Consider the following 25,308-nt stretch of genomic DNA (forward strand, 5'->3'; position numbering starts at 1 on the left):
TGGGTATGACTCTGTGATTCCGGTCCTGACAAAGGATCAGGCGAAAGGAAGGCAGCCTTGCGGCCAAAGATTGCTCGCTTCGGCGGCGCGCTTGCCGTTGGTATGGCTCTCACGCTCGGTCTCGCTGCGTGCGGCGGCGGCTCCGACGCTCCCGCGGGAGCGCCCACTGGTGGCGGTGAAGCGGCGCCCACCACTGTCAAGATTGGCTTCATGGGCGACCTGACTGGCTCCAACGCGGGCATCGTGATCCCGCCCAGGAACGGCGCGAAGCTGGCCATCGACCAGTACAACGCGACCAACCCCAAGGTCAAGATCGAGATGGTGGAGTACGACAGCCAGGCTGACGCCACCAAGGCGGTCGGCCTCGCCCAGCAGGCCATCAAGACCGACAAGATCGTGGCTCTGGTCGGCCCCGCGTTCTCCGGTGAGTCCGCCCAGGTGGCCCCGGTGCTTGAAGAGGCCAAGATTCCGAGTGTCTCGGCTTCGGCGACCAACGCCGCGCTGGCACAGAACGGCTGGAAGTACTGGCACCGCGTGCTGCCGAACGACAGCGTGCAGGGTCCCGGCATCGCCGACTTCATCGCCGGCGCCGCCGCGGCCAAGAACGTCTTCGTGATCGACGACAAGTCCGAGTACGGCAAGCCGCTGGCCGACGCTGTCCGCGCGCAGCTGAAGTCCAAGGGCGTGACCGTCACCGACGACTCGCTCGACCCGGCGGAGAGCGACTTCTCCTCGGTGGTCAACAAGGTGGCCGCGGGCAAGCCCGACGCCATCTTCTTCGGCGGCTACTACGCGGCGGCAGGTCCGCTGCTCAAGCAGCTGCGTGACAAGGGTGTGAAGGACGCCAAGTTCTTCAGCGGCGACGGTTCGCTGGACAAGGGTCTCATCGAGGGCGCCGGCGCGGCCAACGCCGAGGGTGCGCTCGTGGGCTGCCCCTGCTACATCGCCACGCCTGACGTGACCGACGAGAAGGTCAAGAAGTTCGCGGCCGACTACAAGGCCGCCTACAGCGCCGACCCCGCCATCTACGCCACCGAGGGCTTCGATGCCGCCTCGGTCTTCATCGAGGCCGTCAAGGCCGGCAAGGTGACGCCCGAGGACATCAACACCTTCATCCAGACGGTCGACTTCCCCGGCGTTTCCAAGCAGGTGAAGTTCGAGTCCAATGGTGAGGTCGTGGCCAAGGACATTTACATGTACCAGGTCAAGGGTGGCAACATCAGCCTGCTCGGCAAGGCTTCCGAGGCCAAGCTCGGGTAACGGTCTCCCGCCTGTCTCTCAGGTGAGATCGGGTAGCTGATGAACGCGGGGAGCGGGATCGCCGCGAGCGGTCCCGCTCCTTTCGCGCATTCGCTACCGGCAGTGCTGGAGAACCCTCGCCTAGAAGTGGTTATCGTCAAGTGTTCAATGACTTCTTTGCTCAGTTCTGGCCGCAAACCATTGACGGCCTTGCCTTCGGATCCATTTACGCGCTGATCGCGCTCGGATACACGATGGTGTACGGCGTGCTGCGGCTGATCAACTTCGCGCACTCCGAAGTGTTCATGATCGGCACTTTCGGCGCGATGTACGTGCCGTTCGCGCTCGGCATCAACTCGCCCCTGACCGGTGTCGCGTTGGTCGGCCTCGTCGTGGCCATGATCGCGGCCGGTGCGCTCGCCTCGGCGGGCACCGCCGCGGCGCTCGAGCGGATCGCCTACCGCCCGCTGCGCAAGCGTGGCGCCTCCCGCCTGGCCGCGCTCATCTCGGCCATCGGCGCCTCCATCTTCCTTCAGGAGCTGTTCGCGCTCCTGATCATCCCTACCGTCTTCGACAGGCCTGAGCGCGGCCGCATTCAGATGGGCCTGCCGCGCATCATGGAGCGCACGGAGCTGTTCTCGATCTTCGGTCACAAGGTGATGGCTCACCAGGTGTTCGTGGTCGTGTCCGCGCTGCTGATGATGATCCTGCTGGAGCGGTTGGTCAACCGGACCAAGATCGGCCGTGGTATTCGCGCGACCGCGCAGAATCCCGAGGCCGCGGTGCTCATGGGCGTCGACATCAACAAGATCGTCCAGATGACGTTCTTGATCGGCGGCGCGATGGCCGGTGTGGCCGGCGCGCTGTATCTGCTCGCGTACGAGAACACCAACTACTACATCGGTTTTCTCTTCGGCATCAAAGCCTTCACCGCGGCCGTTCTCGGCGGCATCGGAAACCTTCGTGGCGCCTTGGTCGGCGGAATCGCGCTGGGGTTGGTGGAGAACTACGGCGCCATCATCTTCGGCTCCGACTGGAAGCACGTGATCTCGTTCACGGTCCTCGTCTTGGTCCTGATGTTCCGGCCCACCGGTCTTCTCGGTGAATCACTCCAGCAGGCGCGCGCATGAACCAGAAGAACGCAATGTCAAACATCCGTTCCGCGTGGGGCGGTTTCACCGACCGCCTGCACCACGCGTGGGCCGTGGCTCCCTGGTGGCAGCGCTGGGCGGTCTACATCCTGCTCATCGTCGCCGCGCTGCTCCTCCCGTCGGACTCGCTGGCGCCGATCATGTCGCCGTACTCCGACTGGGCGAGCGTGCTGTTCTTCCCGATCGGCACCTTCGTGGTGCTGGCGATCGGCCTCAACGTGGTGGTCGGCCAGGCCGGTCTGCTCGACCTCGGGTACGTCGCCTTCTACGCGGTGGGCGGCTACGCGATGGGCCTGCTGGGCACCAAGCTGGGCTGGAACTTCTGGGAGATCCTGGTCGTCGGCATCCTCATCTGCGCCCTGTCCGGCGTCGTGCTGGGAGCGCCGACGCTGCGGCTGCGCGGTGACTACCTGGCGATCGTCACGCTGGGCTTCGGTGAGATCATCCGCATCACGGCCCGCAACACCGACGCGATCGGCGGCCCGAACGGTATCCGCGGCATCCCGCACCCGCCGAGCATCGAGGGTGTGGAGCTGTTCGGCATCCAGATCTTCAAGTACGGCGTGCTGGACCCGCGGCCGTACTACTACATGCTGGTCGCGCTCGCGGTCGTCGTGATCATCCTGGTGAAGCGCTGGGAGAAGAGCCGTGTCGGCCGGGCCTGGGCGGCCATCCGGGAGGACGAGGACGCCGCCGAGGTCATGGGCGTGCCGACCTTCAGGTTCAAGATGCTCGCCTTCGCCATCGGCGCCTCGATCGGTGGCGCGATGGGCGTGGTCTGGGCGGCCAAGGTCATCTCGCTGAACCCGAACGACTTCCTGTTCCTGCTGTCGGCGACGATCCTGGCCGCGGTGGTCATGGGTGGCGCGGGCAACCTTCCGGGTGTCATGCTGGGCGCGTTCATCGTCGCGTGGCTGCCCGAGCGCTTCCGTGGCCTGCAGGAATACCGCATGCTGATCTTCGGTGCGGTGCTGGTCGCTCTGATGATCTTCAGGCCGGAGGGTCTGCTGCCCTCCAGACAACGCAAGGCCGAGCTGAAGGAAGGTTCGGGCGGCATGGGCAGTCTCGGTGCCGAGGTCGCGGGGCCCGAGGCCAAGCCCGAGGTCGTTGAGGGGGCCAGCAAGTGAACCAGGAGAAGAAGGCCCTGCTCGAGCTGCGAGGGCTCACGATGCGCTTCGGCGGCGTGACGGCGCTGCGCGGCGTCGAGCTCACCGTCAACGAGGGCGAGATCTTCGCGCTGATCGGCCCTAACGGCGCCGGCAAGACCACGGTGTTCAACGTGGTCACCGGCGTCTACCAGCCGACCGAGGGCGAGGTGCGCTTCGAGGGCGAGAAGATCAGCGGTCTGAAGCGCTTCAAGATCACCAAGCGGGGCATCGCCCGTACGTTCCAGAACATCCGGCTGTTCCACAACATGTCGGCGCTGGAGAACGTCATGGTGGGCGCCGACGCGCACCACAGGTCGGGCATGGTCAGCGTGGCTCTCGGCCTGCCGTGGCACCGCAAGGCCGAGCGCGAGGGCCGCGAGCTGGCGATGGAGCTGCTGGAGTTCTGCGGCGTGGCCAGCCGGGCCGGCGACTACGCCAAGAATCTCGCCTACGGTGACCAGCGCCGGCTGGAGATCGCCAGGGCGCTGGCCACCAAGCCGAAGCTGCTGCTGCTCGACGAGCCCGCGGCGGGCATGAACCCCGCGGAGAAGGAGTCGCTGCAGCAGCTCATCAGGAAGATCCGGGACGCGGGGCGCACCGTCCTGCTGATCGAGCACGACATGAGCCTCGTCATGGGCATCAGCGACCGCATCGGCGTCATCGACTTCGGTCAGAAGATCGCGGACGGCCTGCCCGACGAGGTGCGGAACGACCCTCGGGTCATCGAGGCGTACTTGGGGGCACCCGCAGATGCTTCTTGAGGTCAAGGACATCCACGTCCACTACGGCAAGATCGAGGCGATCAAGGGCATCTCGGTCGAGGTCAACGAGGGCGAGATCGTCACACTCATCGGCGCCAACGGCGCGGGCAAGACGACCACGCTGAAGACCATCTCGGGCCTGCGCCCGCTGTCGTCGGGCTCGATCGTCTTCGACGGCAAGGACATCAGCAAGCTGGCCGGCCACAAGCGGGTCGAGGCGGGCCTGGGCCAGGCGCCCGAGGGCCGCGGCATCTTCCCCGGCATGTCGGTCCACGACAACCTGCTGATGGGCGCCTACTCGCGCAGCGGCGACATCGCCCCCGAGCTGAACGAGGCCTACGAGCTGTTCCCCAGGCTCGCCGAGCGGCGCAACCAGGCCGCGGGCACGATGTCCGGCGGTGAGCAGCAGATGCTGGCGATCGGCAGGGCGCTGATGGCCAAGCCGAAGGTGCTCCTGCTCGACGAGCCCTCGATGGGTCTGGCGCCGCTACTGGTCAAGCAGATCTTCGACATCATCGAGGAGATCAACCGCAGGGGCACGACGGTCCTGCTGGTGGAGCAGAACGCCCAGCAGGCGCTGCAACTGGCCCACCGGGCCTACGTGCTGGAGACCGGGAAGATCGTCAAGAGCGCTCCGGCGCACGACCTTCTCAACGACCCGGCCGTGCGCGCCGCCTATCTGGGCGGCGACCTGGGCGAGACCAGCCCCAACGGCCAGCAGCACTGACGTACGGCGCGGGCGGGGCCGTCCAGGTTCCGCCCGCGCTCACCTCACCCTCACGTGAGCGCCACCCGGACGCCGTCGGTGGTGGGATAGCCGATGGGCGGGTCACCGTACAGTTTGACCGCGGTGGGTCTGGCGTCCTTGGGGATGTCGAACCAGAGGTCCATCTCCATGCGCACGCCGGCGCCCACCGGGATCTCGACGGGCTGGCGTTTGGTGATCTGCGCGGTGTCGCTGATGGGGAATTCCCGCCTGTCGGCCGTGACGAGCCGCTGTTTGCGCGCGTCGAACCGGGACGTGGATCTTCCCGGGTTCTCCACCACGACACGGACAGTGACGAACTGCCCCTTGGCGGGCCACTCCGCGTGGCTGCCTGAGAGGCTGGCCTGGCCGGTCTGCAGGCCGATCACCTGGAATCGCGTGTCGCCGTCGGTGACGGGCGCCGCGTGGATCGGCACCTCGTTGACGCGGACCGGGCGGGCCGGCAGGTCGTAGGTCGGGCTGGCCTGAGGCTTCGCCGGTGGAGGTGCGGGGCTGCAGGCGGCCAGGAGGGCGCTCAGCGCCACGAGGGCGCACGCGGTGAGGACGGGTCGGCGCACGTCGCCACCGTACGAGGAGGGCGGGCAATGTGACAGGTGTCCGCCGCAAGAGATGTTGAGCCGATATTCGGTCTTCATCGAAAGACTTACGCTTGTAGGAAGTTGTCCGATTGTGTCTGAGCGGTGATCTGCCTGGTGACAAGCTTGCGGGAGCATCTCTGCGACAAGACCAGGAACCGAAGGGGACCGTTGTGAGTATGGGTACTCTTTCCCGCCGCGCGCTCGCGGCTGGCACGTTCGTCGTCGCGGGCGCGCTGACGCTCACGGCCTGTGGTGGCGGAGGCGGCACCACTGCCGCCAGTCCGGCGGCCACGGCGGCAACCGGGGCCTCCTCGGCGGCGGCCAGCCCGCAGAGCACGCTGGCGGCGATGGTGCCCGACGCCATCAAGTCGGACGGCAAGCTGATCGTCGGTGTCGACGCCTCCTACCCGCCGAACGAGTCGGTCGACCCCGCCACGCAGAAGATCGTGGGCTGGGACGTCGAGCTGGTGGAGGCCGTCGCGGGCAAGCTCGGCCTGACCGCCGAGTTCCAGAACGCCGGCTTCGACACGATCATCCCGGGCCTGCAGTCGGGCAAGTACGAGCTGGGCGCCTCCTCCTTCACGGACAACAAGGAGCGGGAGAAGGTCGTCGACTTCGTCACCTACTACTCCGCGGGCACCTCCTGGGCCACCCAGACGGGCAACCCGAAGGCGGTCAACCCCGCCGACGCCTGCGGCAAGAAGATCGGTGTGCAGCAGGGCACCGTGCAGGTCGACGACATCAAGGCCAAGAGCGAGGAGTGCACCAAGGCGGGCAAGCCCGCCATCGAGCAGGTCGTGCGCAAGCAGCAGACCGAGGTCAACGCCGACCTGGTGTCGGGCAAGATCGACGGCATGCTCGCCGACTCGCCCATCGTCGGCTACGCGGTCAAGCAGACCGGCGGCAAGCTGGAGATCATCGGCCAGGCCTACGACACCGCGCCCTACGGCTACGCCATCGGAAAGAACTCCGCGACCTTCAAGGACGCGTGGCTCGGCGCGCTGAAGGAGCTCATCGCGGACGGCACCTACAAGTCGATCCTCGACAAGTGGGGCGTCGGCGACGGTGCCATCACGGACCCGGTCATCAACGGAGCACAGGGATAACCCATGAGCGACACGGAGAGGGCACGCCCTGAGGTGATCAGGGCCGTGCCCGTCCGGCACCCCGGCCGGTGGGTGGCGGCGGCCGTCATCGTGGTGCTCGCCGCGATGCTGGTGAGCAACCTCATCACCAACCCGAACTACAACTGGCCCGAGCAGTGGCGGTACTTCCTGTCCGCGCCGGTCCTGAACGGCGTGCGCAACACGATCTGGCTCACGCTCGTGGCCATGGTCGGCGGCATCGGCCTGGGGGTCGTGCTCGCGCTGATGCGGATGTCGCCCAACCCGCTGATGCGCGGCACGGCGTGGGTGTACCTGTGGATCTTCCGCGGCACCCCGCTCTACACCCAGCTGCTGATCTGGAGCGCCATCGGGGCGCTGTTCCCGACGTTGAGCCTCGGCATCCCCTTCGGGCCGGAGTTCATCAGCTTCAGCACGCAGTCGCTGGTGGGGAATCTGGCCCTGGTGGCGGCGATCGGCCTGATCCTGAACGAGGCCGCCTACATGGCCGAGATCATCAGGGCCGGCATCGTGTCGGTCGATCCCGGCCAGCAGGAGGCCTCCCAGGCGCTGGGCATGACCCGCATGCAGACGATGCGCAGGATCGTCCTGCCGCAGGCGATGCGCGTCATCGTGCCGCCGACGGGCAACGAGGCCATCTCGATGCTGAAGAACACCTCGCTGGTGGCGGCCGTGCCGTACCTCGAGCTGACCTTCACCGCGCAGACGATCTACGCCTCGACCTATCAGGTCATCCCGATGCTGATCATGGCATGCATCTGGTACCTGATCCTTTCCTCGATCATGATGGTGGGGCAGTACTACCTGGAGCGCCACTTCGCCAGGGGAGCGCACCCTGGCGGCGGCCGGGTCAGGATCATAGGCGGTGCGGCGTGAGCGATGTGATGGTCAGGGCCGAGCAGGTCTGCAAGAACTTCGGCCACGTCGAGGTGCTCAAGGGCATCGACCTCGAGGTGCGCAACGGCGAGGTGATGTGCGTCATCGGCCCGTCGGGATCGGGCAAGTCCACCTTCCTGCGCTGCATCAACCACCTGGAGAAGATCAACGCCGGCCGCCTGTGGGTCGACGGCAAGCTGATCGGCTACCGCGAGCACGGCGGCAAGCTGCACGAGCTCAAGGAGAAGGAGGTCGCCGCGCAGCGCAAGGACATCGGCATGGTGTTCCAGCGCTTCAACCTCTTCCCGCACATGACCGCGCTGGAGAACGTCATGGAGGCGCCCCAGCGGGTCAAGCGGGAGTCCTCGGCCGCCGTCCGCGCCAGGGCCGCCGAGCTGCTGGAGCGGGTCGGGCTGGGCGCGAAGATGCGCAACTACCCCGCCCAGCTGTCCGGCGGTCAGCAGCAGCGCGTGGCGATCGCCAGGGCGCTGGCCATGCAGCCGAAGCTCATGCTCTTCGACGAGCCGACCTCCGCGCTCGACCCCGAGCTGGTCGGCGAGGTCCTCGACGTCATGAAGGGACTGGCGCGGGAGGGCATGACCATGGTCGTGGTCACCCACGAGATGGGCTTCGCGCGCGAGGTCGGCGACTCGCTGGTGTTCATGGACGACGGCGTCGTCGTCGAGAAGGGGGCGCCGCGCGAGGTGCTGGGCAATCCGCAGCACGAGCGGACGAAGCTGTTCCTGTCGAAGGTGCTCTAGCCGTAAGGGGCAACCCGGGGGGGCCTTTGGGACCGTGCAGGGCTTCCCCGGCCCCACACGTTTTCTACTCGGCCTCCCCGCGGGTCTGTCGGCACCACCGTAGCGATCCCCGGGGCGGGCGCGCAAAGAATGGGCACAAGTCGCGCCTGTGACTCACGCGTCCCGCAGCATGCAGGTGATGCGCGAGGTGCACACCCGGCGGCCCTGCTCGTCGGTGATCACCACCTCGTAGCTCGCCAGCGACCTGCCGCCGTGCAGCATGGTGCCCACGCCGGTCACGTAACCCTCGGTCGCGGACCTGTGGTGGGTGGCGTTGATCTCGATCCCCACCGCGATGCGCCGGGGTCCGGCGTGAATGGCCGCGCCGATCGAGCCGATCGACTCGGCGAGGACCACCGAGGCGCCGCCGTGCAGCAGGCCGTACGGCTGGGTGTTGCCTTTCACCGGCATCCTCGCCACCACCCGCTCGGCGGCGGCCTCGAGGAACTCGATGCCCATGCGCTCGCCGATCGTGCCCTTGTTCAGCTCGTTCACCGCTGCCACGTCGAACGTCAAGGGGACGCCTCCTGTACCTAGAGCTCACGTTTTCTGTCGCACATGGAGACTAGGCTGCGAGTGTGCCGAAGAGTGAAGTGACCCCCGCCCGTCCGTGCCTGTTGCTCCTGGATGGGCATTCCCTTGCCTATCGGGCGTTCTACGCCTTGAAGGATGCCAACCTGATGACCACCGACGGTCAGCACACCGAGGCGGTCTACGGGTTCACCTCCATGCTGACCAACATCCTGCGGGATGAGCAGCCGACCAACGTGGTGGTGTGCTTCGACCGGTCCGAGCCCACGTTCCGGCATGCCGAGTACGCCGACTACAAGGCCAACCGCAGCGAGACGCCGGAGGACTTCCGCGGCCAGATGCAGCTGATCTTCGAGCTGCTCGACACGCTGCGCATCCCGCGGCTGTCGCTGGCCGGCTACGAGGCCGACGACCTCATCGCCACGCTGGCCACCCGCGCCGCCGCCGAGGACATGAACGTCCTGATCGTCACCGGCGACCGCGACGCGCTCCAGCTGGTCAGCCCCGCGGTCACGGTGCTGATGACCCGGCGCGGCATCAGCGACATGACCCGCTTCACTCCCGAGGCCGTGCAGGAGAAGTACGACCTGACTCCGCAGCAGTACCCCGACTTCGCCGCGCTGCGCGGCGACCCCAGCGACAACCTGCTGAGCATCCCCGGCGTGGGCGAGAAGACCGCGGCCAAGTGGGTGCGCGAGTTCGGCTCGCTGACCGCCCTCATCGACCGGGTCGACGAGGTCAAGGGCAAGGTCGGCGACAAGCTGCGCGAGCACGTCGCCCAGGTCCTGATGAACCGGCGGCTGACCGAGCTGCTGCGCGACGTGCCCCTCGAGGCCGACCTGGCCGAGCTGCGGCAGGGCACCTGGGACCGCGAGGAGATCAACAAGCTGTTCGACTCCCTGCAGATCCGCGGCGAGCTGCGCGAGCGCGTCTTCAAGGTGCTCGGCACCGGCGAGGCGGAGCCCGAGCAGGGCTTCGAGGTCGAGACCGTGATCCTCGGCCCCGACAGGGTGGCCGGATGGCTGTCGGCGATGCCCGAGGGCCGCGCGGGAGTGGCCTTCCGCGGCGCCTACGGCAGCGGCCGCGGCCGCATCGACGGCATCGCGATCGCCTCGCCCGACGGCACAGCCGCCCACATCGACCCCACACGGCTCACCGAGGCCGACGAGAGCGCCCTCAGAGCGTGGCTGGGCGACGAGGCGAGGCCGAAGGCCGTCCACGACGCCAAGGGGCCCATGCTGGCCCTGTGGGCCCAGGGGATGGAGCTGAAGGGCCTGTCGTGCGACACGGCGCTGGCCGCCTACCTGGCCATGCCCGGCCAGCGCACCTTCGCCCTCGAGGATCTGGCCCGCCGCTACCTCCACCGCGACCTCAAGGTCGAGGAGGAGTCCGGCGGCCAGGCCGCGCTGTTCGGCGACGACGAGGACGCGCCCGCCAAGGACCTCGCCCTGCGCGCCCACGCGGTGCGCGAGCTGGCCGACTCGCTGGAGTCGTTCCTGGCCGGGCGGGGCGGCACCCAGCTGCTGCAGGACGTCGAGCTTCCGCTGCTGAGCGTGCTGGCCGAGATGGAGCGGGCCGGCATCGGCGCCGACCGCGCCTACCTCGCGGGCCTGGAGGCCGAGTTCGGCGCCGCCGTCAAGCAGGCCGTCGAGGAGGCGCACCGCGTGGTCGGCGAGCCGTTCAACCTCGGCTCGCCCAAGCAGCTGCAGGAGATCTTCTTCGTCAGGCTCAACCTGCCCAAGACGAAGAAGACCAAGACCGGCTACACCACCGACGCCGACGCGCTCGCCTGGCTGGCCACGCAGACCGACCACGAGCTGCCGGTCATCATGCTGCGCCACCGCGACCAGCAGAAGCTGCGCACCACCGTCGAGGGTCTGATCAAGGAGATCTCCGACAACGGACGCATCCACACGACGTTCAACCAGATCGTCGCCGCCACCGGGCGCCTGTCGAGCGAGAAGCCCAACCTGCAGAACATCCCGATCCGCACGTCCGAGGGCCGCCGCATCCGGCAGGGCTTCGTCGTCGGGGAGGGCTACGAGACGCTGCTGACGGCCGACTACAGCCAGATCGAGCTGCGGATCATGGCCCACCTGTCGGGCGACGAGTCGCTGATCGCCGCCTTCGAGTCAGGCCACGACTTCCACCAGGCGACCGCCGCACGCGTCTTCGACCTGCCGCCCGAGCAGGTCGACGGCGAGCTGCGGGCCCGCATCAAGGCGATGAACTACGGCCTGGCCTACGGGCTGTCCGACTTCGGCCTGTCGGGCCAGCTCAACATCCCCGTCGCCGAGGCCAGGGCGCTCAAGGAGGAGTACTTCGAGGAGTTCGGCGGGGTCCGCGACTTCCTGCACGAGATCGTCACCCAGGCCCGCAAGGACGGCTACACCGAGACCATCATGGGCCGCCGCCGCTACCTGCCCGACCTGACCAGCGACAACAGGCAGCGGCGGGAGATGGCCGAGCGGATGGCGCTCAACGCGCCGATCCAGGGCTCGGCGGCCGACATCATCAAGGTCGCGATGCTCCACGTGAGCCAGGCGCTGCGCGAGGAGGGGCTGCGCTCGCGCATGCTGCTGCAGGTGCACGACGAGCTGGTCTTCGAGGTGGCCCCTGGCGAGCTGGAGACGCTCCGCCAGGTCGTCTGCGACCAGATGAACTCGGCCTACAGCCTGCGCGTGCCCCTGGAGGTCTCCGTCGGCGTCGGCCGCACCTGGGAGGACGCCGGCCACTGACCGCCGGGCGTCCGGCCGGGAATGCCCGCCGGGCGCACCGACGGGCGTGCCTGTACGGCACGCCCGCGAGAGGCCACCGCGCCTGTTTCACGGGACAGGCTCCCGTGCCTGTACGGCACGCACGGGAAGGGCCCCATGCCTGTGCGCGCGGGAGAAGTCCCCGTGCCTGTACGGCACGCGGGGGATAGGCCACTCTGGGCACGGGGCCGGCGCCCGTCCATCACGCCACTCCAGCCCCGCGGGGCCGGGGTGGCGGACGCCGGGGTCGTCGGCCGCCTTCTTCGGACCGCGGGCGGACGCTCGAGCGCGGCCTGCCGTGGCCGCTGCCGATGCCGCCGGCCACGGGGGGCTGGCTGACGGGCTTTTCGTCTCGGGGGAGCGGCGCTTCCCGCGCCCTCGGCACGGCGCCTGTCCGCCGGCGAACGACCTGCCCAGGTTGTCCTGCCGGAGGCCCGTGCGTTCCGTTTGGGCCTGGCGGGTGTCCTTCCGGAGGCCCGTGCGCTGCGTCCGGGCCGGGCGGGTGTCCTTCCGGAGGCCCGTGCCCTCCGTCTGGGCCTGGCGGGTGTCCTTCTGGACGCTCGTGCGCTCCGTCCGGCGCGTGGCCGTCCGGATGCGCGGCGCTCGGCTTGGCTCGCTCGGCGTGACTCGCTCGGGATCCTGACCTCGCCCGTGACCCGCCCGGCCGGGGATGCGCCCTGCTCGTGACGGGTGGGTGCCTCGGCTGGACAGGGCCGGCCTGTGCGGGAAGCGCTCGGCGCGGGGTTGCGGCCGCCGGCGGCGGGCAGCGGCAGGAGAATGTGACCACCGGGCGGATCGATCATGAAAGCCTCTGAGCCGTTCTGGTCTAGGCTGAGATGGTTGGTCTGCCCCCGATCGGCACGGGAGTTCAGTGCGGAATTCAGCGTTGCTCACGCGGATCATCGGGATAGTCAACGTCGTGGTCATCACGATCGCGATCGCCACCCTCTTACTGCTGCCCACAGCCGGCGAGCCCACCGTCGGGCAGGCCGCGACGGTCGGCACGGCCAAGCCGTCAGGGAACGCTCCTGCGACCCCCGAGGCGGAAGCGGACCTGCCCAGTTCCGACCGGCCGCCCCCGGTCACCGCCACGCCGGAGTTCGCCAAGCAGGTGAAGGCCAACGAGCTCGGCCTGGTCCCGGCGATCATGTATCACCGGATCATGAAGAAGCGGTTCGCGTCGATCGACCGCACGCCCTCGCAGTTCCGCCAGGAGCTGGAGAAGCTGGCCAGGCAGGGGTACGTCCCGATCACCGCCAAGGAGTTCGTGACCGGCGACATCGCGGTGCCGGCCGGCAAGTTCCCCGTCGTGCTCACCTTCGACGACGGCCACCCGAGCCACTTCGCGCTGGACGGCGCGGGCATGCCGAAGAAGGACACCGCCGTCGCGATCATCTACGACGTGGCCAGGAAGTACCCCGGCTTCCGGCCCGTGGCCACCTTCTGGGTCAACCGCCAGCCGTTCGGGCTGCAGCGGCAGGACGACCAGGCCAGGGCCGTGCGGTGGCTGACCGACCACGGCTTCGAGGTGGCCAACCACACCTGGGGCCACCCCAACCTGGCCGTGCTGCCGGACAAGAAGGTCAAGGAGCAGATCGTCAGGCTGCAACGGCTGCTGAAGAAGTTCGGCGCGCCGGAGGGCGACACGCTCGCGCTGCCGTTCGGCTCCATGCCGCACCCCAAGAAGATCGCCAGGGCCGGATCATGGAACGGCACCGGATATGATTTCGCCGGCGTCTTCCTCGCAGGAGCGGAGCCCTCCGTTTCGCCTTACGCGAAAAATTTCGATCGGGGTGCGATCCAACGCATCCAGAGCAACGGCAAACGGGGCGAATGCCGGAAGTGGTGCTCGGAGTACTGGCTGGAATGGCTGAACAAGCACCCTGGTGAGCGCTACGTCTCCGATGGAGACCCACAGCGGATCTCCATCCCACGGAAATCTGCGGGTAATATCGCTGCCAAGCGGAGAGCCCAGCTCAACGCCTACTAGGCGGCCTCACGCGGCTTTGCGCCCGTTGCACTCCCGTGTCCTCGGATTGACCCCGCCCGCCAGGTCTCATATGCTGATCGCTGCGCTGTGGGCTCGCGCGCGCCTCAGACGGAGCGGGCTCGCGCTCGGTCTCGTCGATGACGTCATCCTCGGCTTGATGCGGAAGAGAGCCTGCTGCGCATCCGCCACATCGACATCTGTCCGCGTTCGGAGCAATTCCACACATGACGAGCAGCACCGAGGCCACCTCGAGCACCCCGCAGGTAGCGGTCAACGACATCGGTTCCGAAGAGGCCTTCCTCGCCGCGATCGACGAGACCATCAAGTACTTCAACGACGGCGACATCGTCGAGGGCACCGTCGTCAAGGTCGATCGAGACGAGGTCTTGCTCGACATCGGTTACAAGACCGAGGGTGTCATCCCCTCGCGTGAGCTCTCGATCAAGCACGATGTCGACCCGGCCGACGTTGTCGAGGTCGGCGAGCACGTCGAGGCCCTCGTTCTCCAGAAGGAGGACAAGGAGGGTCGCCTGATCCTGTCCAAGAAGCGCGCCCAGTACGAGCGCGCCTGGGGCACGATCGAGAAGATCAAGGACGAGGACGGCATCGTCACCGGTACCGTCATCGAGGTCGTCAAGGGTGGTCTCATCCTCGACATCGGCCTGCGCGGCTTCCTGCCGGCGTCCCTGGTCGAGATGCGCCGTGTTCGCGACCTGCAGCCCTACGTCGGCCGCGAGCTCGAAGCCAAGATCATCGAGCTGGACAAGAACCGCAACAACGTGGTCCTGTCCCGCCGCGCCTGGCTCGAGCAGACCCAGTCCGAGGTCCGCCAGACCTTCCTCAACACCCTCCAGAAGGGCCAGGTCCGCAAGGGCGTCGTGTCCTCGATCGTCAACTTCGGTGCGTTCGTGGACCTCGGCGGCGTCGACGGTCTGGTTCACGTGTCCGAGCTGTCCTGGAAGCACATCGACCACCCCTCCGAGGTCGTCGAGGTCGGCCAGGAGGTCACCGTCGAGGTTCTCGACGTCGACATGGAGCGCGAGCGCGTCTCCCTCTCGCTCAAGGCGACGCAGGAAGACCCGTGGCAGCAGTTCGCCCGCACCCACCAGATCGGCCAGGTCGTGCCGGGCCGCGTCACCAAGCTGGTGCCGTTCGGTGCGTTCGTCCGCGTCGAGGAGGGCATCGAGGGCCTGGTCCACATCTCCGAGCTGGCCGAGCGCCACGTGGAGATCCCCGAGCAGGTCGTCCAGGTCGGCGACGAGATCTTTGTCAAGATCATCGACATCGACCTCGACCGTCGTCGCATCAGCCTCTCGCTGAAGCAGGCCAACGAGGGCGTCGGCGCCGAGGTCGAGTTCGACCCGACGCTGTACGGCATGGCGGCCACGTACGACGACCAGGGCAACTACATCTACCCCGAGGGCTTCGACCCGGAGACCGGGGAGTGGCTCGAGGGCTTCGACAGGCAGCGTGAGGAGTGGGAGCGCCAGTACGCCGAGGCGCAGACCCGCTTCGAGGCCCACAAGAAGCAGATCGAGGAGGCCCGCAAGGCCGAGGCTGAGGCCGGTGAGGTCCCCTCGTCCTACAGCGGCGAGACCCAGGCCCCGTCCAGCAGCAGCTCGTCCTCGGCTCCGGCCGCGGGCGCGCTCGCCTCGGACGAGGCTCTCGCGGCCCTGCGCGAGAAGCTCGCCGGCGGGCAGAGCTGACGCTCTACCCTCGCTCGACCTGAGCTAGCCGAAAGGCCCCGCACGACCTTCGTGCGGGGCCTTTCCCGTTCCCGCGCTTCTTTCTTGTGGTTCCGGTAGGGCGACTCGCTTTCTTCCCCGTGCGGCGCGTTGCCTTCGTTCCCCGTGCGGCGGGTTGCCTTCGTTCCCCGTGCGGCGGGTTGCCTTCGTTCCCGTACGGCGGGGCGCTTTCCTTCCCGTACGGCAAGCCGTGCCACGCGCCACCCTGGGCACGGGGCCGGGGCCTGTCCAGGGATACGCGTCACCGAGCGCACGTGGCCGGCCGCCCCGACGGACCAGGCACACCGAGCCACCCTCGTTCGACGGGTCCGGCGACCGGGCCGGGAGAGCAGCGAGTAGCCGGCATCCGGTAGCCATCGGCACGGCGCGGAAGCCTTACCGGGTGCGGGGAAGCATCGGCCCGGGTGGCATCCGGTGGGTCGGTGTGGGTGGTGTTGTCAGCTCAGGGTCAGCGGCGGCGGGTGATGACGTGGCGGCCGAGGCGCTGCAGGGGGGACTCCACGCAGCGGTAGGTCAGCCAGCTGGCCCCCAGCACCAGCACCACATACAGCGCGGCCATCCCCGCCTGGACGGGCAGCGCGGCCCGGCGCAGATCCCCCGTCACGACGACGAAGGCCTTCAGCAGCGGATGATGCAGCAGGTAGAGCGAATAGCTGATCGTTCCGAGCCACGCCAGGAAGCGGAACGGAAGGCGCCGCCGCAACACCATCGCCCCCGCGAACGTCGCGGCTGCCAGGGCGATCGTGGTGATCCACACGCCGGGCCGTACCCACCACCAGCCGGCCTGGGTCGCCCACGCGGGTGCCACCGCGACGAGGGCGGCCGTGACCGCGACGGGCCACAGCGCGCCCTCGCCCCGCTCCCACCGCTGGATGGCGGTCCCGGCGAACATGACGGCGAGGATGGCCAGCCCGAACCACGGCACCCTGCTCGTCAGCACCAGCAGAGCCAGGGCGCCGGCACCCATGACCCAGGCGGCGGGCTTCACGAACCTGCCGCTGACCAGGCACGCGAGACCGACACCGAAGACCGCGAACGCCGACCACGAGGGCCAGGGGCCCGGCGGGACCGGCGCGGCGGCCATGACCAGTCCGCTGACCACGGCGGCCGCGCCGAACACGATCGCGATCGGGCCGCTGCGGCGGTGCCCTCGAGCGACGAACAGCATGGTGACCACCAGGTAGAAGACCATCTCGTAGGCGAGGGTCCACATGGTGTCGACCAGGGCGGCGGTGCCGAGGACGTCCTGGAGCATCGTGGCGTGCGCGGCGACCGAGGACGGCTCCCGCGGGACGTCCACGCGGACCGGGATCCACCACGAGGTGGCCAGCACCACGGCGATCACGGCGAGATAGAGCGGGTAGAGGCGGAAGATCCTGCCGATCCAGAAGCCGCCGACGTCGCCGCGGCGTTCGAGGGAGGTCGGGATGATGTAGCCGCTGACGAGGAAGAAGACCAGCACGCCGTACATGCCGAGGTTGAACCAGTACGGCCGCAGCGACGGGATCACCCACGGCAGCATGTGCTCGGCCAGTACGGCGACCGCCCCGATGCCGCGGAGCGCGTCCAGCCACGCCAGACGCGACAGAACGGGAGTTCCGCTCGGTGGCGCCAATGTGCTGGCAAAGGACATTTAGCCAACTTATCGGACCTGCCCGGCCAATCGCCCCCAGCCAGGGACACGTCTCCCGTACCGACGATCGATTCCCTGGACGCAGGAAAGGGCCCTCGCTCACGGCCGATCGACCTTCTCCGCGGTGGATGCGCTTCCCGATGCCCGGCCCGATGCCTGGCCCGATGCCTGGCCCGATGCCTGGCCCGATGCCTGGCCCGATGCCTGGCCCGATGCCTGGCCCGATGCCTGGCCCGATGCCCGGCCGATGCTCGGTTCCGTGACCGGGGCCGAAGGGCTGATCGGCGCGGCTGGGCCGGGATGGGGTTCAAGATCTGCCCCGCCGGCGGGCGGGCTCTCGCCGGGCTCGCCCTCGGCATCCCGCAGACCATCGACGTCTCCGCCTTTCGCCCCCGACCGCTTCGCCCAGGGAAAGCCGATCTCACCCCCGTACGGGTACACCGCCGACCGGACCCAGCTCCCTGCGGACGGGCAGCAACCGGGCCAGCAGGGCCGTGGCCAGCCCGGCGATCAGCGCGGCCTCCAGCATGCGTTCCAGGATGAGCATGTGGATCATCCACGGCAGGGCCGCCCTCATGGGGAGCACCACCAACTCCAGCACGAGGGCGTACAGCACCGCGGCGGCCAGCCCTGTCACCATGCCCTTCGCGACCGGCGATGTCCCGGACAACCCGGCCACGCCGGCCGCGAGGGCGGCGCCGAAAGCGGCTCCGGCCGCGATGAAGCCCGACAGGGTGGTGCCAGGGCTCTGGAAGACGTAGCCGTTGACCGTGCCCGACACCATCGCCGTGATCATCGCTGCGGCGGCTCCGCAGCCCAGAGCCAGGGCGATGCGGCCATTGCGGCGGGGCATCGGCGGCCGGCGTTCGCCGAGCGTGGCCAGACGTACCGCCATCGGGGCCAGCATGAGCAGGACGATGGCGATCAGCAGCAGGACGCCCGGCGACAGCCGGGTGTCCAGCACGATCTGTGCGCTGATCAGGACGTGTGCCAGCGGGTCGGAGACGGCCGGATATTTCTGGACATGGGCGATGATGATGTCAGTCTGGATGCCGTAGAACGTCCGCGCGCTCAGCGTCACCACCGCCGCGATCAGCAACAGCAGCGCCAGCGCCGACCACAGGCCCTGCACCCGCGGCGCCCACACTCTCGCCACCCACCGCACCCAGACCCCCAGCAGCAGGCCCGCCACCGCCAGCACCACCAGCCCGGCGAGCTGCACCGACACGGGGAACGGGGCCAGCGCGTGGTCCGTCATCCTGCTCGGGGCCAGAACCCAGCCACCCGCCAGCCCCACGGCCAGGCCCAGCGGCACGTGCACGGCGTCGCTCTCCGCCCCCACGGCCCGCAACGCCCGCAACCCCAGCGCGACGGCCAGCAGCAGGGCGAACACCTCCGCCGGCCACGGCAAGGTGTTGGTGCGTCCCTGCGCGGTCAGCGACGTGGCAGGATCCATGGTCAGGGAGAAGCAGCCGCCCAGGGCCAGCGGAAAGACGAAGCCCTGGCGTACCAGCGGCGCCTGATCGTCCAGTGCGGCCCGGCGTACGGCGAGATGCGGGTGGGTGCGCACCCGCAGCGACACCGGCCACCGGCGCGGAGCCGGCGCCTCCTCGAACAGGCGGCGCAGCGGCGTCGCGTCCTCCTGCCACGACAACACGCGGGCGTCGGCCATCAGCTCACGCGACTGCAGCACCACCGAGCGGGTCAGCCACGACAGCACCGCCAGTCCGGCGATCTGGGCGGCGAACAACCACGACAGCACCACGTTCGAGCCGAACGGCATCTGCTCGGACCGCAGGAACGGCGCATGCTCCGACAGCACCCCGATCACGGCGGCGAGCAGGCCCGGCACGAGGATCACCGCGGCGTACGACCGCCACATCGCCAGCGTCACCGCCGTGATGTCCAGATCCCTGTTGCGCACGTGCGCCAGCTCGTGCAGTACCACCGCACGGAACAGCGGCCGATCGCGCTCGAACAACATCAAGGTGCCCCGGCTGATCACGACATACCTGTGCCCGGCCCGGCCGAACGCCAGCCCGGCCACCGCGGGGTTGAGCACGTCGAGCAGGAAGACGACCCGGCGGCCGCCGAGCACCTCCTCGGACATCCGCCGCAACTCATCGTGGACCTCGCCGACGACCGGACGCAGCCGCCGGCGGCGGATCCGCCAGGCCGGGCCGAACCAGTACTGCAGCCCTGTGAGCAGGATGAGTGTCGCGAAACAGAGCAACGTGCCCGGTCGGAGATCCTGGTCAGCCGCACGGCTCATCACCTCGCACGCGGGATCGTCCCGGCCCTTCAACGCCGCCAGCAGGCACGCCTCCCTGACCTTTGCCGCGACCTCCGGCCCATGCGTCGACAGCAGGTCGAACACCCCTGGCCGGTAGATCGCGGTCGTCGCGAACGCCAGACTGATCAGCAGGACGAACGCGGACGCGGTGGCCGACGGGATGCGGCCGTTCATGACGGCTTGCGGGCGAGCTCACTCACCACCGCATCGGCCAGTGCGTCGGCCTGTGCCTCCGACATGCCCATCCGGCGCGCCTTCCGGTACGCGACCTTCCGGATCTCCGCCAGCCGGGCCGGAGACAACGGCGGCGGGCCCTCGGGCAGCTCCCTCGGACGACGGCGCAACCGGCCGATCAGCCGGCCGGTCCACGAGCCGACGTCCTTGCCCACATCCATGAGCACCGTGGTCACGACGCCGGAGACGATCGCCGTCACCAGCATCTCGTCCACCCCTGGCAGCCCGAACCCGAGCGGCTCCCGATGAGGCCTCGACCTGTTCCTGCCGCCGAGCGCGTCCCAGGTCTGATCGAACAGGGGCGATTCGGAGGGAGCGATTCTCATCACGACTCGACGGCTGAGATCCTTGGCGAACACATCGGACACCTGGGCCTCCAACGCGGGAATTCTGGTCCCTGAAATATAGGCAGCCCCGAGGTCCGCTGTCTGGTGAATCATTACGCGCTGGACCAGCTCGCACTCTTCGCCGCTTTTACCGCATAGCGCACCCCGGGGCTTGCGGCAAGACCCGGGGCATGCTGCCTCATCGCGCGGGCACGAATGGTCGTGCTCTCGCTGGGGCCTGGTGAAGGGACGAAAAACTACGTCCGGGTATGCCCCCCGGGCCGAAAGAAATCGGCTGGTCCCCTGGCTCCCCCGAGTCGACCAGCCGAGGAAACAAGCGCCGCTGTGGACCTCGGGCTCGCTGCCCGGGTCGGTGCGCGATCTGAAGGCCGTTCGCATCCGGGGCATCCTGCGCCGTCTGGCCGCCGCCGGGCTGGTCACGCTCGCCGACAAGGGTTACGTCGGCGCGGGTGAGCATGTGCGTGTGCCGGTACAACGGGAAGAACAAGCCCGCCTCGCAGAAGGGCGCGAACTCCGCCCACGCCAAGCTGCGCGGCCCCGGCGAGCGCGCCAATGCGCGACTGAAGACCTGGCGTATCCTCCGCGAGCTCCGCTGCTGCCCACTTCGCGCAGGCCGTCAAGGCGATTCTCGTACTACAGCTTCTCGAGACCGCTGAAACGGGCATCACGACGCCGGTAAGGGCGCGACCGGAGCACGAATGTGAATACGCACTTTCCCGTCCCGTCATCGCGGTGAAAGGCCGTGACAACGTGCGACCTCAACCGGGAATGGCGGCTGCTGGAAGTAGGGATTCGTCAGCCGCGTACAGGCCCGGTATATCCACGCGATGCCCGATGGGCTTCACCGGGTACGGCGGCTCCGGGTCGTCGGGTCAAGCTCATCGCAGGCGTGACCGGTACACCTGCCTGGCCCGCTCGTACACGGCGAGGTGGTCGGCGTGCTGCTCCTTGCTCTCGAACCGGCCGAACTCCGCGATCAGCTCCTCCAGCCGGTCGAGCCACGCCAGGCACCAGCGCACGTCCGACTCCCGGGCCACATGGTCGCCCGCCACGTCCAGGTAGACGGGGCTGGTGTGCGCGTAGGCGCCGCACCGGGCCTGCGAGCGTGGGTGCGGACCGCCGCTCGCGACGGCCACCACGTAGGTCGGCTCGCCCACCGCCAGCGTCGTCGTCAGCCGGCCGGGCGGTCCTTCGGCGACGACGCCGTCGGCGGTGCGGATCTCCAGCCGCTCCACCTCGGGCCCGATGGACACCACCTCGATCTCCACCCGGGTTCCCGGCGCCAGGTCCAGCGTGTCGCCAGGCTCGTGGCCGTTCACGGTGAGCCCGAGCCACGGCCCGGTGGTGGCGAACGTGCGGCCGAGCAGTACCGCCTCCATGTACGACTCCGCGGTGAGCGGCCCGTCCACGTGCGCGTACACCCGGGCCCAGCCTGGAGGGCCGGATGCGGTGCCGCGCCGGCAGAAGGACAGCACGGCGTCGGTGCCGGCCGTGACCGCGAGCCGATTGCCGGCCCCGACCAGGTGGCGGTAGACCACCGCCGTCCCCTGGATCGACGAGTGGTTGAGCACGTCGAGCGTGTCGACCAGTCCGAGAGCGGCGTCGGCGACGATCTCCCTGGCGGAGCAGTCACGCCCGCGGTCGAGGACCGCGTCGGGCGGGTCGTCGTCGGAGACCGGCTGGTGGAACGGATGACCGTAGCCCGTCATCGCGCCCAGGGCGCGAAGTTCCTCCAGCGCCGTCGCGTTCGGCGGCCAGTCGGCCTCGCCCGCGAAGCCCGAGTGGTAGCGCTCGGGCAGGCCGCGCGGCCCGAACGCGCTGAAGTGGCCCACCAGGTCGTTGCGGTACTCGACGCCGAGCCGGGCGATGTGCTCGCTGTCGGACCACGGCAGGTCGCGGCCCACCCAGTGGGTCAGCGCCTCCAGGTCGTAGACCCGCCGACCCGCCACGTTGCCCGCGACCAGCCCGAGCACGTGCAGGCCCTCGCCGTGCTGTGCCGCCGCCGCCAGCCGGGGAGCGGCGGGCTCCTCTCCCATCCAGTTGAGGTGGACGTGCAGGTCGCCGCCGTACCAGCCGTGGGCCGCCGCGTCGTAGAGCCGCTCGGGTGTCAGCTCCACCAGCGTCTCCTCTCCCGCGGCAGGCGTGAGCGACACACCCGACTCGGTGTACTCCATGCCGCGCGTGACGCGCACCCTGACCGGCTCGGCCGGCACCTCCACCACCAGGTCGTCGCCGTGGAAGTACGGCCGCAGGTGCGCGTCCACCTTGTGCGGCGCACCCTCGGGATACCAGCCCTGCCCGTCCACGCCGGTGATGCTCCACCGGCACGGCAGGCCGGCGCGCAGCCGTAGCCTGGCCGCAGGCGCCCGCCTGGCTATCGGCGCGAGGTCCACCGCCTGGCCGCCGACCCGTACCTCGCGTGCGGCCTCGACCACCTTGGCGCCGCGCGGGGCCACCTCGTGGGCGACGCCGTCCACGACGACCGTGACCGGCTCCTCCCGGCTGGAGTCGAGCAGGAGGGCCGTCCGGAACGGCGCGTCGCCGAGCACGACCCTCGTGCGGGCCTCCAGGGTGACACCTTCAGGTGTGAGGCGCAGCGCCGGCAGGTGGCCGAGCACGTCGCCCCCGAGCCCGTCGCGCACGGCCCTGTCCACGTCCACCTCGCCGAGCCGGTCCTCCAGCTCGCCGGGGGAGGCGCCGGGGTGCTGCTCGGCGAGCTGCCGCAGGGCGGCGGTCACGTAGTTGTAGCGCCGGTCGAGGAAAACGGTGGCGCGGGCCTGGACGACGTACCCCAAGGGTGCCTCACCCCAGGTGAGGCCGTGCCTGTCGCGCAGGTCGCGGTAGTCGGCGACCGCGCGGGCCACCGGCTCGGGAAGCATCGGATCGTCACACATGCGTCACTCCTGGTCGACGGAGCATCTCGATCTTCATCAGGTGCCGGATGGTCGAGGCCGGGCAGCGTGGCCCTTGCCGCTCGGGTTCTGGTTCATGATCGTCATGTGGACGCGTTGCACCCGGCTCAGCGGCCCGTGATCGCGACCCGGCGTCGCCAGGTTCTCATGAGGGGGAGGGCGGCGATAGTGCCCGCCACTCCGTACATCGCGATCGCGGCCGACGGTCCGGCGAGATCGGCAAGCGGGCCGCTGAGCGGCACGCCCAGCTCCTGTACCGCGGTGAGCACGGAGGTCGCCACGCCGACCGCCTGGCCGCGCCGCTCGGCCGGGGCGATGCGGACGAACGCTGCGCGGGGGCCGGGGTGGCGGGGGCTGCCTGCCCTGTCCGGAGGGTGGGTGGCCGGTAGGGTGGGCGCATGATCGTGCGGGCGGTGGCACGCGATGCGGGACAGATCCTGACGGTGCAGCGGGCGGCCTACGTCACCGAGGCCCAGCTGTACGGTGACCCGTTCATCCCCCCGCTGGTCGAGTCGGTGGAGCAGGTGCGCGCCGCGATCGAGTCGGCCGTGGTGCTCAAGGCGACCGACGGCGAGCGGATCGTCGGCGCGGTCAGGGGCCGGCTGGCCGGCACCGCCTGCCGGGTCGGGCGGCTGGTGGTCGCGCCGGACGCGCAGGGCCGCGGCGTCGGCACCGCCCTGCTGGAGGCCCTGCATGATGCGGTGCCGGAGGCGGCGGCGTTCGACCTGTTCACCGGTCACCTGTCGGAGGGCAACCTGCGCCTGTACCGTCGCCTGGGCTACAGGGAGACACACCGGGAGCGGATGGACGATCACCTCACGCTGGTGCACATGCGGCGAGATTGATCTGCGGGGCCCGCGCGGCGGATAGGCTCTGCCTGTGCTGAAAGTGGGTCTGACCGGCGGCATCGGGTCGGGTAAGAGCGAGGTCTCCAAGCGGCTGGCGCAGCGCGGCGCCGTGGTCATCGACGCCGACAAGATCGCGCGTGAGGTGGTCGAGCCCGGCACGCAGGGGCTGGCCAGGGTGGTGGCCGCGTTCGGCGAGGAGATCCTGCGCCCGGACGGCTCGCTCGACAGGGAACGGCTGGGCTCGATCGTGTTCGCCGATCCCGACAAGCTGGCCACGCTGAACGGGATCGTCCATCCCCTGGTGGGTGAGCGCGTCGCGCGGCTGCAGCAGGACGCGCCCGACGACGCCGTGGTGGTCTACGACGTGCCGCTGCTGGTGGAGAACAAGCTGGCCCCCATGTACGAGGTGGTGATCGTGGTCGACGCCGCCGACGAGGTCCGGCTCGAGCGGCTGACCCGGGTGAGGGGCATGTCCGAGCAGGACGCGAGGGCGCGGATCGCCGCCCAGGCCGGCAGGGAGGAACGGCTGGCGGCCGCCGACGTCGTGATCCCGAACGAGGGCTCGCTGGACGACCTGGACGCCCGGGTCGCCGAGGTGTGGCGGCGGCTCACGGGTTGACCGTCGCGACGTGGTCGCGGTAGGGGTCGAGGTGGTCGAGCGCGATGCGGGTGACCTCCAGCAGGTCGGCCGGGGCCAGGTCCACGGCCACCCCGAGGGCGGCGAACAGCTGGTGGGCCTCCTCGACGGTGGGTGTGTCGCCGAGCGGGGTGGCGCGCTCCAGCGGGAGCCGCCGGGCCTGGCCGAGGCTGTTCTCCAGCTCGGTGGCCCACAGGTTGTAGTGGGGGCTGCCGCGCGGGATGGACACGGCGGGGAAGGCGGGGCCGCGCTGGGTGATGATGAGGCGGCTCCACGACAGGTCCCAGCGGAACAGCGAGAGGGTCTGGGAGACCCGGACCTCGATGTCGAGTAACTGCCGGTTGCGCTGGCGGTACCAGCAGGCGGCCAGGATGGTGGCGTACAGCTCCTGGCGGGTGCCCAGGTCGGTCCAGGTCTTCTCCTCGGTGCCGGCCGGGGCGAGGTCCCGGTGGAGGCGGGTGTAGGCGGCACACAGGTCGAGGTCGGCCGGGTCGAGGATCTCCAGGCGGAAGGTCAGCTTCCTGCGCTGGCGCTGGGCGTGCTCGACGCACTCGGGCAGGGTGACGGCGCGGGTGAAGGTGCCGGTGCTGCCCTTGAACAGCCAGCGGTCGGTCTCGGCGCGGGCGGCGGTCAGCTCCCTGCTGATGGCGGGCCCGGTCAGCGTGATGACCGACTGCCCGCTGGTGAGCAGCGACCACATGCCGTCGGTCGTGGTGGCCACCTTGGCCAGTTGGTCGGCGACGCGGCGCTGGCGGTGGCGGTCCCTGATCCACACGAAGGCGAGAGCCGCCAGCACCGGCAGGATGACGCCGTCGGCCTTGCCGTCCTCGATGACGTTGAGGAGGTCGAGGCCGCCGACCACCATGGCGACCACGAAAACCACGATGATGTCGAGGTTGCCCGCGATGTCGCGCAGCCGCGCGGAGATTCCCATAGGAC

The 25,308-nt window shown here is 69.3% G+C and carries 22 protein-coding genes; 14 read left to right on the forward strand and 8 right to left on the reverse strand.

The genetic code is table 11. The annotated features are described in order from the left end of the window. Window positions 1–102 precede the first annotated feature (102 nt). The 5 genes from ACWEVS_RS21235 (at window position 103) to ACWEVS_RS21255 (ending at window position 5,026) form a co-directional block, all read left to right on the forward strand. A complete protein-coding gene (locus ACWEVS_RS21235) occupies window positions 103–1,260 on the forward strand; it encodes a branched-chain amino acid ABC transporter substrate-binding protein (protein ID WP_449920887.1) in 1,158 nt (385 codons plus the stop codon). A 140-nt stretch (window positions 1,261–1,400) separates the two neighbouring features. Continuing rightward, a complete protein-coding gene (locus tag ACWEVS_RS21240; protein ID WP_354910487.1) occupies window positions 1,401–2,369 on the forward strand; it encodes a branched-chain amino acid ABC transporter permease in 969 nt (322 codons plus the stop codon). Window positions 2,370–2,383: 14 nt separating this feature from the next. Continuing rightward, complete coding sequence (locus ACWEVS_RS21245) at window positions 2,384–3,517, forward strand: branched-chain amino acid ABC transporter permease (protein WP_452552901.1); 1,134 nt, start codon at window positions 2,384–2,386, stop codon at window positions 3,515–3,517. Between the two features lie 41 nt (window positions 3,518–3,558). After that, on the forward strand, window positions 3,559–4,299 hold the full coding sequence (locus ACWEVS_RS21250; RefSeq protein ID WP_354910542.1) for an ABC transporter ATP-binding protein: 741 nt from the start codon (window positions 3,559–3,561) through the stop codon (window positions 4,297–4,299). After that, complete coding sequence (locus tag ACWEVS_RS21255) at window positions 4,289–5,026, forward strand: ABC transporter ATP-binding protein (protein WP_449920883.1); 738 nt, start codon at window positions 4,289–4,291, stop codon at window positions 5,024–5,026. Before ACWEVS_RS21250 ends, ACWEVS_RS21255 begins: the two co-directional genes overlap by 11 nt. Window positions 5,027–5,076: 50 nt before the next feature. On the opposite strand, the gene ACWEVS_RS21260 is transcribed toward ACWEVS_RS21255, so the two are convergent. Further along, complete coding sequence (locus tag ACWEVS_RS21260) at window positions 5,077–5,622, reverse strand: DUF4352 domain-containing protein (protein ID WP_452552903.1); 546 nt, start codon at window positions 5,620–5,622, stop codon at window positions 5,077–5,079. Window positions 5,623–5,819: 197 nt separating this feature from the next. Between ACWEVS_RS21260 and ACWEVS_RS21265 the strand changes: the two genes are divergently transcribed. From ACWEVS_RS21265 to ACWEVS_RS21275, 3 genes are read left to right on the forward strand one after another with little or no spacing between them, the layout of a single operon-like run. Next, window positions 5,820–6,749, forward strand: a complete 930-nt coding sequence (locus ACWEVS_RS21265; protein ID WP_354910497.1) for an ABC transporter substrate-binding protein — start codon at window positions 5,820–5,822, stop codon at window positions 6,747–6,749. Window positions 6,750–6,752: 3 nt separating this feature from the next. Continuing rightward, window positions 6,753–7,643: an amino acid ABC transporter permease gene (locus ACWEVS_RS21270; protein ID WP_449920877.1), complete on the forward strand. Its 891-nt coding sequence runs from the start codon at window positions 6,753–6,755 to the stop codon at window positions 7,641–7,643. An 8-nt stretch (window positions 7,644–7,651) separates the two neighbouring features. After that, window positions 7,652–8,404, forward strand: coding sequence for an amino acid ABC transporter ATP-binding protein (locus tag ACWEVS_RS21275; protein WP_354910543.1), 753 nt, complete (start codon window positions 7,652–7,654; stop codon window positions 8,402–8,404). Window positions 8,405–8,557: 153 nt separating this feature from the next. On the opposite strand, the gene ACWEVS_RS21280 is transcribed toward ACWEVS_RS21275, so the two are convergent. Then, a complete protein-coding gene (locus ACWEVS_RS21280; RefSeq protein WP_354910544.1) occupies window positions 8,558–8,902 on the reverse strand; it encodes a PaaI family thioesterase in 345 nt (114 codons plus the stop codon). A gap of 119 nt (window positions 8,903–9,021) precedes the next feature. Between ACWEVS_RS21280 and polA the strand changes: the two genes are divergently transcribed. The 3 genes from polA to rpsA all read left to right on the forward strand — a co-directional run bounded on the left by polA (window position 9,022) and on the right by rpsA (window position 15,426). Beyond that, entirely contained in the window at window positions 9,022–11,712 is a 2,691-nt protein-coding gene (gene polA / locus ACWEVS_RS21285; RefSeq protein WP_452552905.1) for a DNA polymerase I, read from the forward strand. A 937-nt stretch (window positions 11,713–12,649) separates the two neighbouring features. After that, the gene (locus ACWEVS_RS21290; RefSeq protein WP_452552907.1) at window positions 12,650–13,720 is read left to right on the forward strand and encodes a polysaccharide deacetylase family protein; all 1,071 of its coding nucleotides are present in this window, start codon (window positions 12,650–12,652) and stop codon (window positions 13,718–13,720) included. A gap of 224 nt (window positions 13,721–13,944) precedes the next feature. Beyond that, on the forward strand, window positions 13,945–15,426 hold the full coding sequence (gene rpsA / locus ACWEVS_RS21295; protein ID WP_449920869.1) for a 30S ribosomal protein S1: 1,482 nt from the start codon (window positions 13,945–13,947) through the stop codon (window positions 15,424–15,426). 487 nt (window positions 15,427–15,913) lie between these two features. Here the strand turns inward: rpsA and ACWEVS_RS21300 are convergent, their stop codons facing one another. From ACWEVS_RS21300 to ACWEVS_RS21310, 3 genes are all read right to left on the reverse strand, one after another. Beyond that, window positions 15,914–17,098 carry an acyltransferase family protein gene (locus tag ACWEVS_RS21300; RefSeq protein ID WP_452552909.1) on the reverse strand — a complete coding sequence of 395 codons (1,185 nt, stop codon included), beginning with the start codon at window positions 17,096–17,098 and terminating at the stop codon, window positions 15,914–15,916. A 421-nt stretch (window positions 17,099–17,519) separates the two neighbouring features. Further along, complete coding sequence (locus ACWEVS_RS21305; protein ID WP_452552910.1) at window positions 17,520–19,565, reverse strand: M48 family metalloprotease; 2,046 nt, start codon at window positions 19,563–19,565, stop codon at window positions 17,520–17,522. Next, window positions 19,562–19,951, reverse strand: a complete 390-nt coding sequence (locus ACWEVS_RS21310) for a hypothetical protein (RefSeq protein ID WP_449920860.1) — start codon at window positions 19,949–19,951, stop codon at window positions 19,562–19,564. The genes ACWEVS_RS21305 and ACWEVS_RS21310 overlap by 4 nt, the downstream gene beginning before the upstream one ends. Before the next feature lie 373 nt (window positions 19,952–20,324). Here ACWEVS_RS21310 and ACWEVS_RS21315 point away from each other — a divergent pair, with 373 nt between their 5' ends. Continuing rightward, a complete protein-coding gene (locus tag ACWEVS_RS21315; protein WP_452552912.1) occupies window positions 20,325–20,651 on the forward strand; it encodes a hypothetical protein in 327 nt (108 codons plus the stop codon). Between the two features lie 199 nt (window positions 20,652–20,850). Here ACWEVS_RS21315 and ACWEVS_RS21320 read toward each other — a convergent pair whose 3' ends face one another. Both ACWEVS_RS21320 and ACWEVS_RS21325 read right to left on the reverse strand, forming a co-directional pair. Then, window positions 20,851–22,866 carry a CehA/McbA family metallohydrolase gene (locus ACWEVS_RS21320; protein WP_452552913.1) on the reverse strand — a complete coding sequence of 672 codons (2,016 nt, stop codon included), beginning with the start codon at window positions 22,864–22,866 and terminating at the stop codon, window positions 20,851–20,853. 125 nt (window positions 22,867–22,991) lie between these two features. Continuing rightward, window positions 22,992–23,165, reverse strand: coding sequence for a hypothetical protein (locus tag ACWEVS_RS21325; RefSeq protein ID WP_452415642.1), 174 nt, complete (start codon window positions 23,163–23,165; stop codon window positions 22,992–22,994). A 117-nt stretch (window positions 23,166–23,282) separates the two neighbouring features. On the opposite strand from ACWEVS_RS21325, the gene ACWEVS_RS21330 reads away from it, so the two are divergent. After that, a complete protein-coding gene (locus tag ACWEVS_RS21330; protein ID WP_452415640.1) occupies window positions 23,283–23,729 on the forward strand; it encodes a GNAT family N-acetyltransferase in 447 nt (148 codons plus the stop codon). Between the two features lie 34 nt (window positions 23,730–23,763). Next, window positions 23,764–24,351 carry a dephospho-CoA kinase gene (gene coaE, locus ACWEVS_RS21335; protein ID WP_452552915.1) on the forward strand — a complete coding sequence of 196 codons (588 nt, stop codon included), beginning with the start codon at window positions 23,764–23,766 and terminating at the stop codon, window positions 24,349–24,351. On the opposite strand, the gene ACWEVS_RS21340 is transcribed toward coaE, so the two are convergent. Then, window positions 24,341–25,303, reverse strand: coding sequence for a hypothetical protein (locus ACWEVS_RS21340; RefSeq protein WP_452552917.1), 963 nt, complete (start codon window positions 25,301–25,303; stop codon window positions 24,341–24,343). The genes coaE and ACWEVS_RS21340 overlap by 11 nt on opposite strands. Window positions 25,304–25,308 lie beyond the last annotated feature (5 nt).

It is taken from the genome of Nonomuraea sp. NPDC003754, from assembly GCF_053605785.1.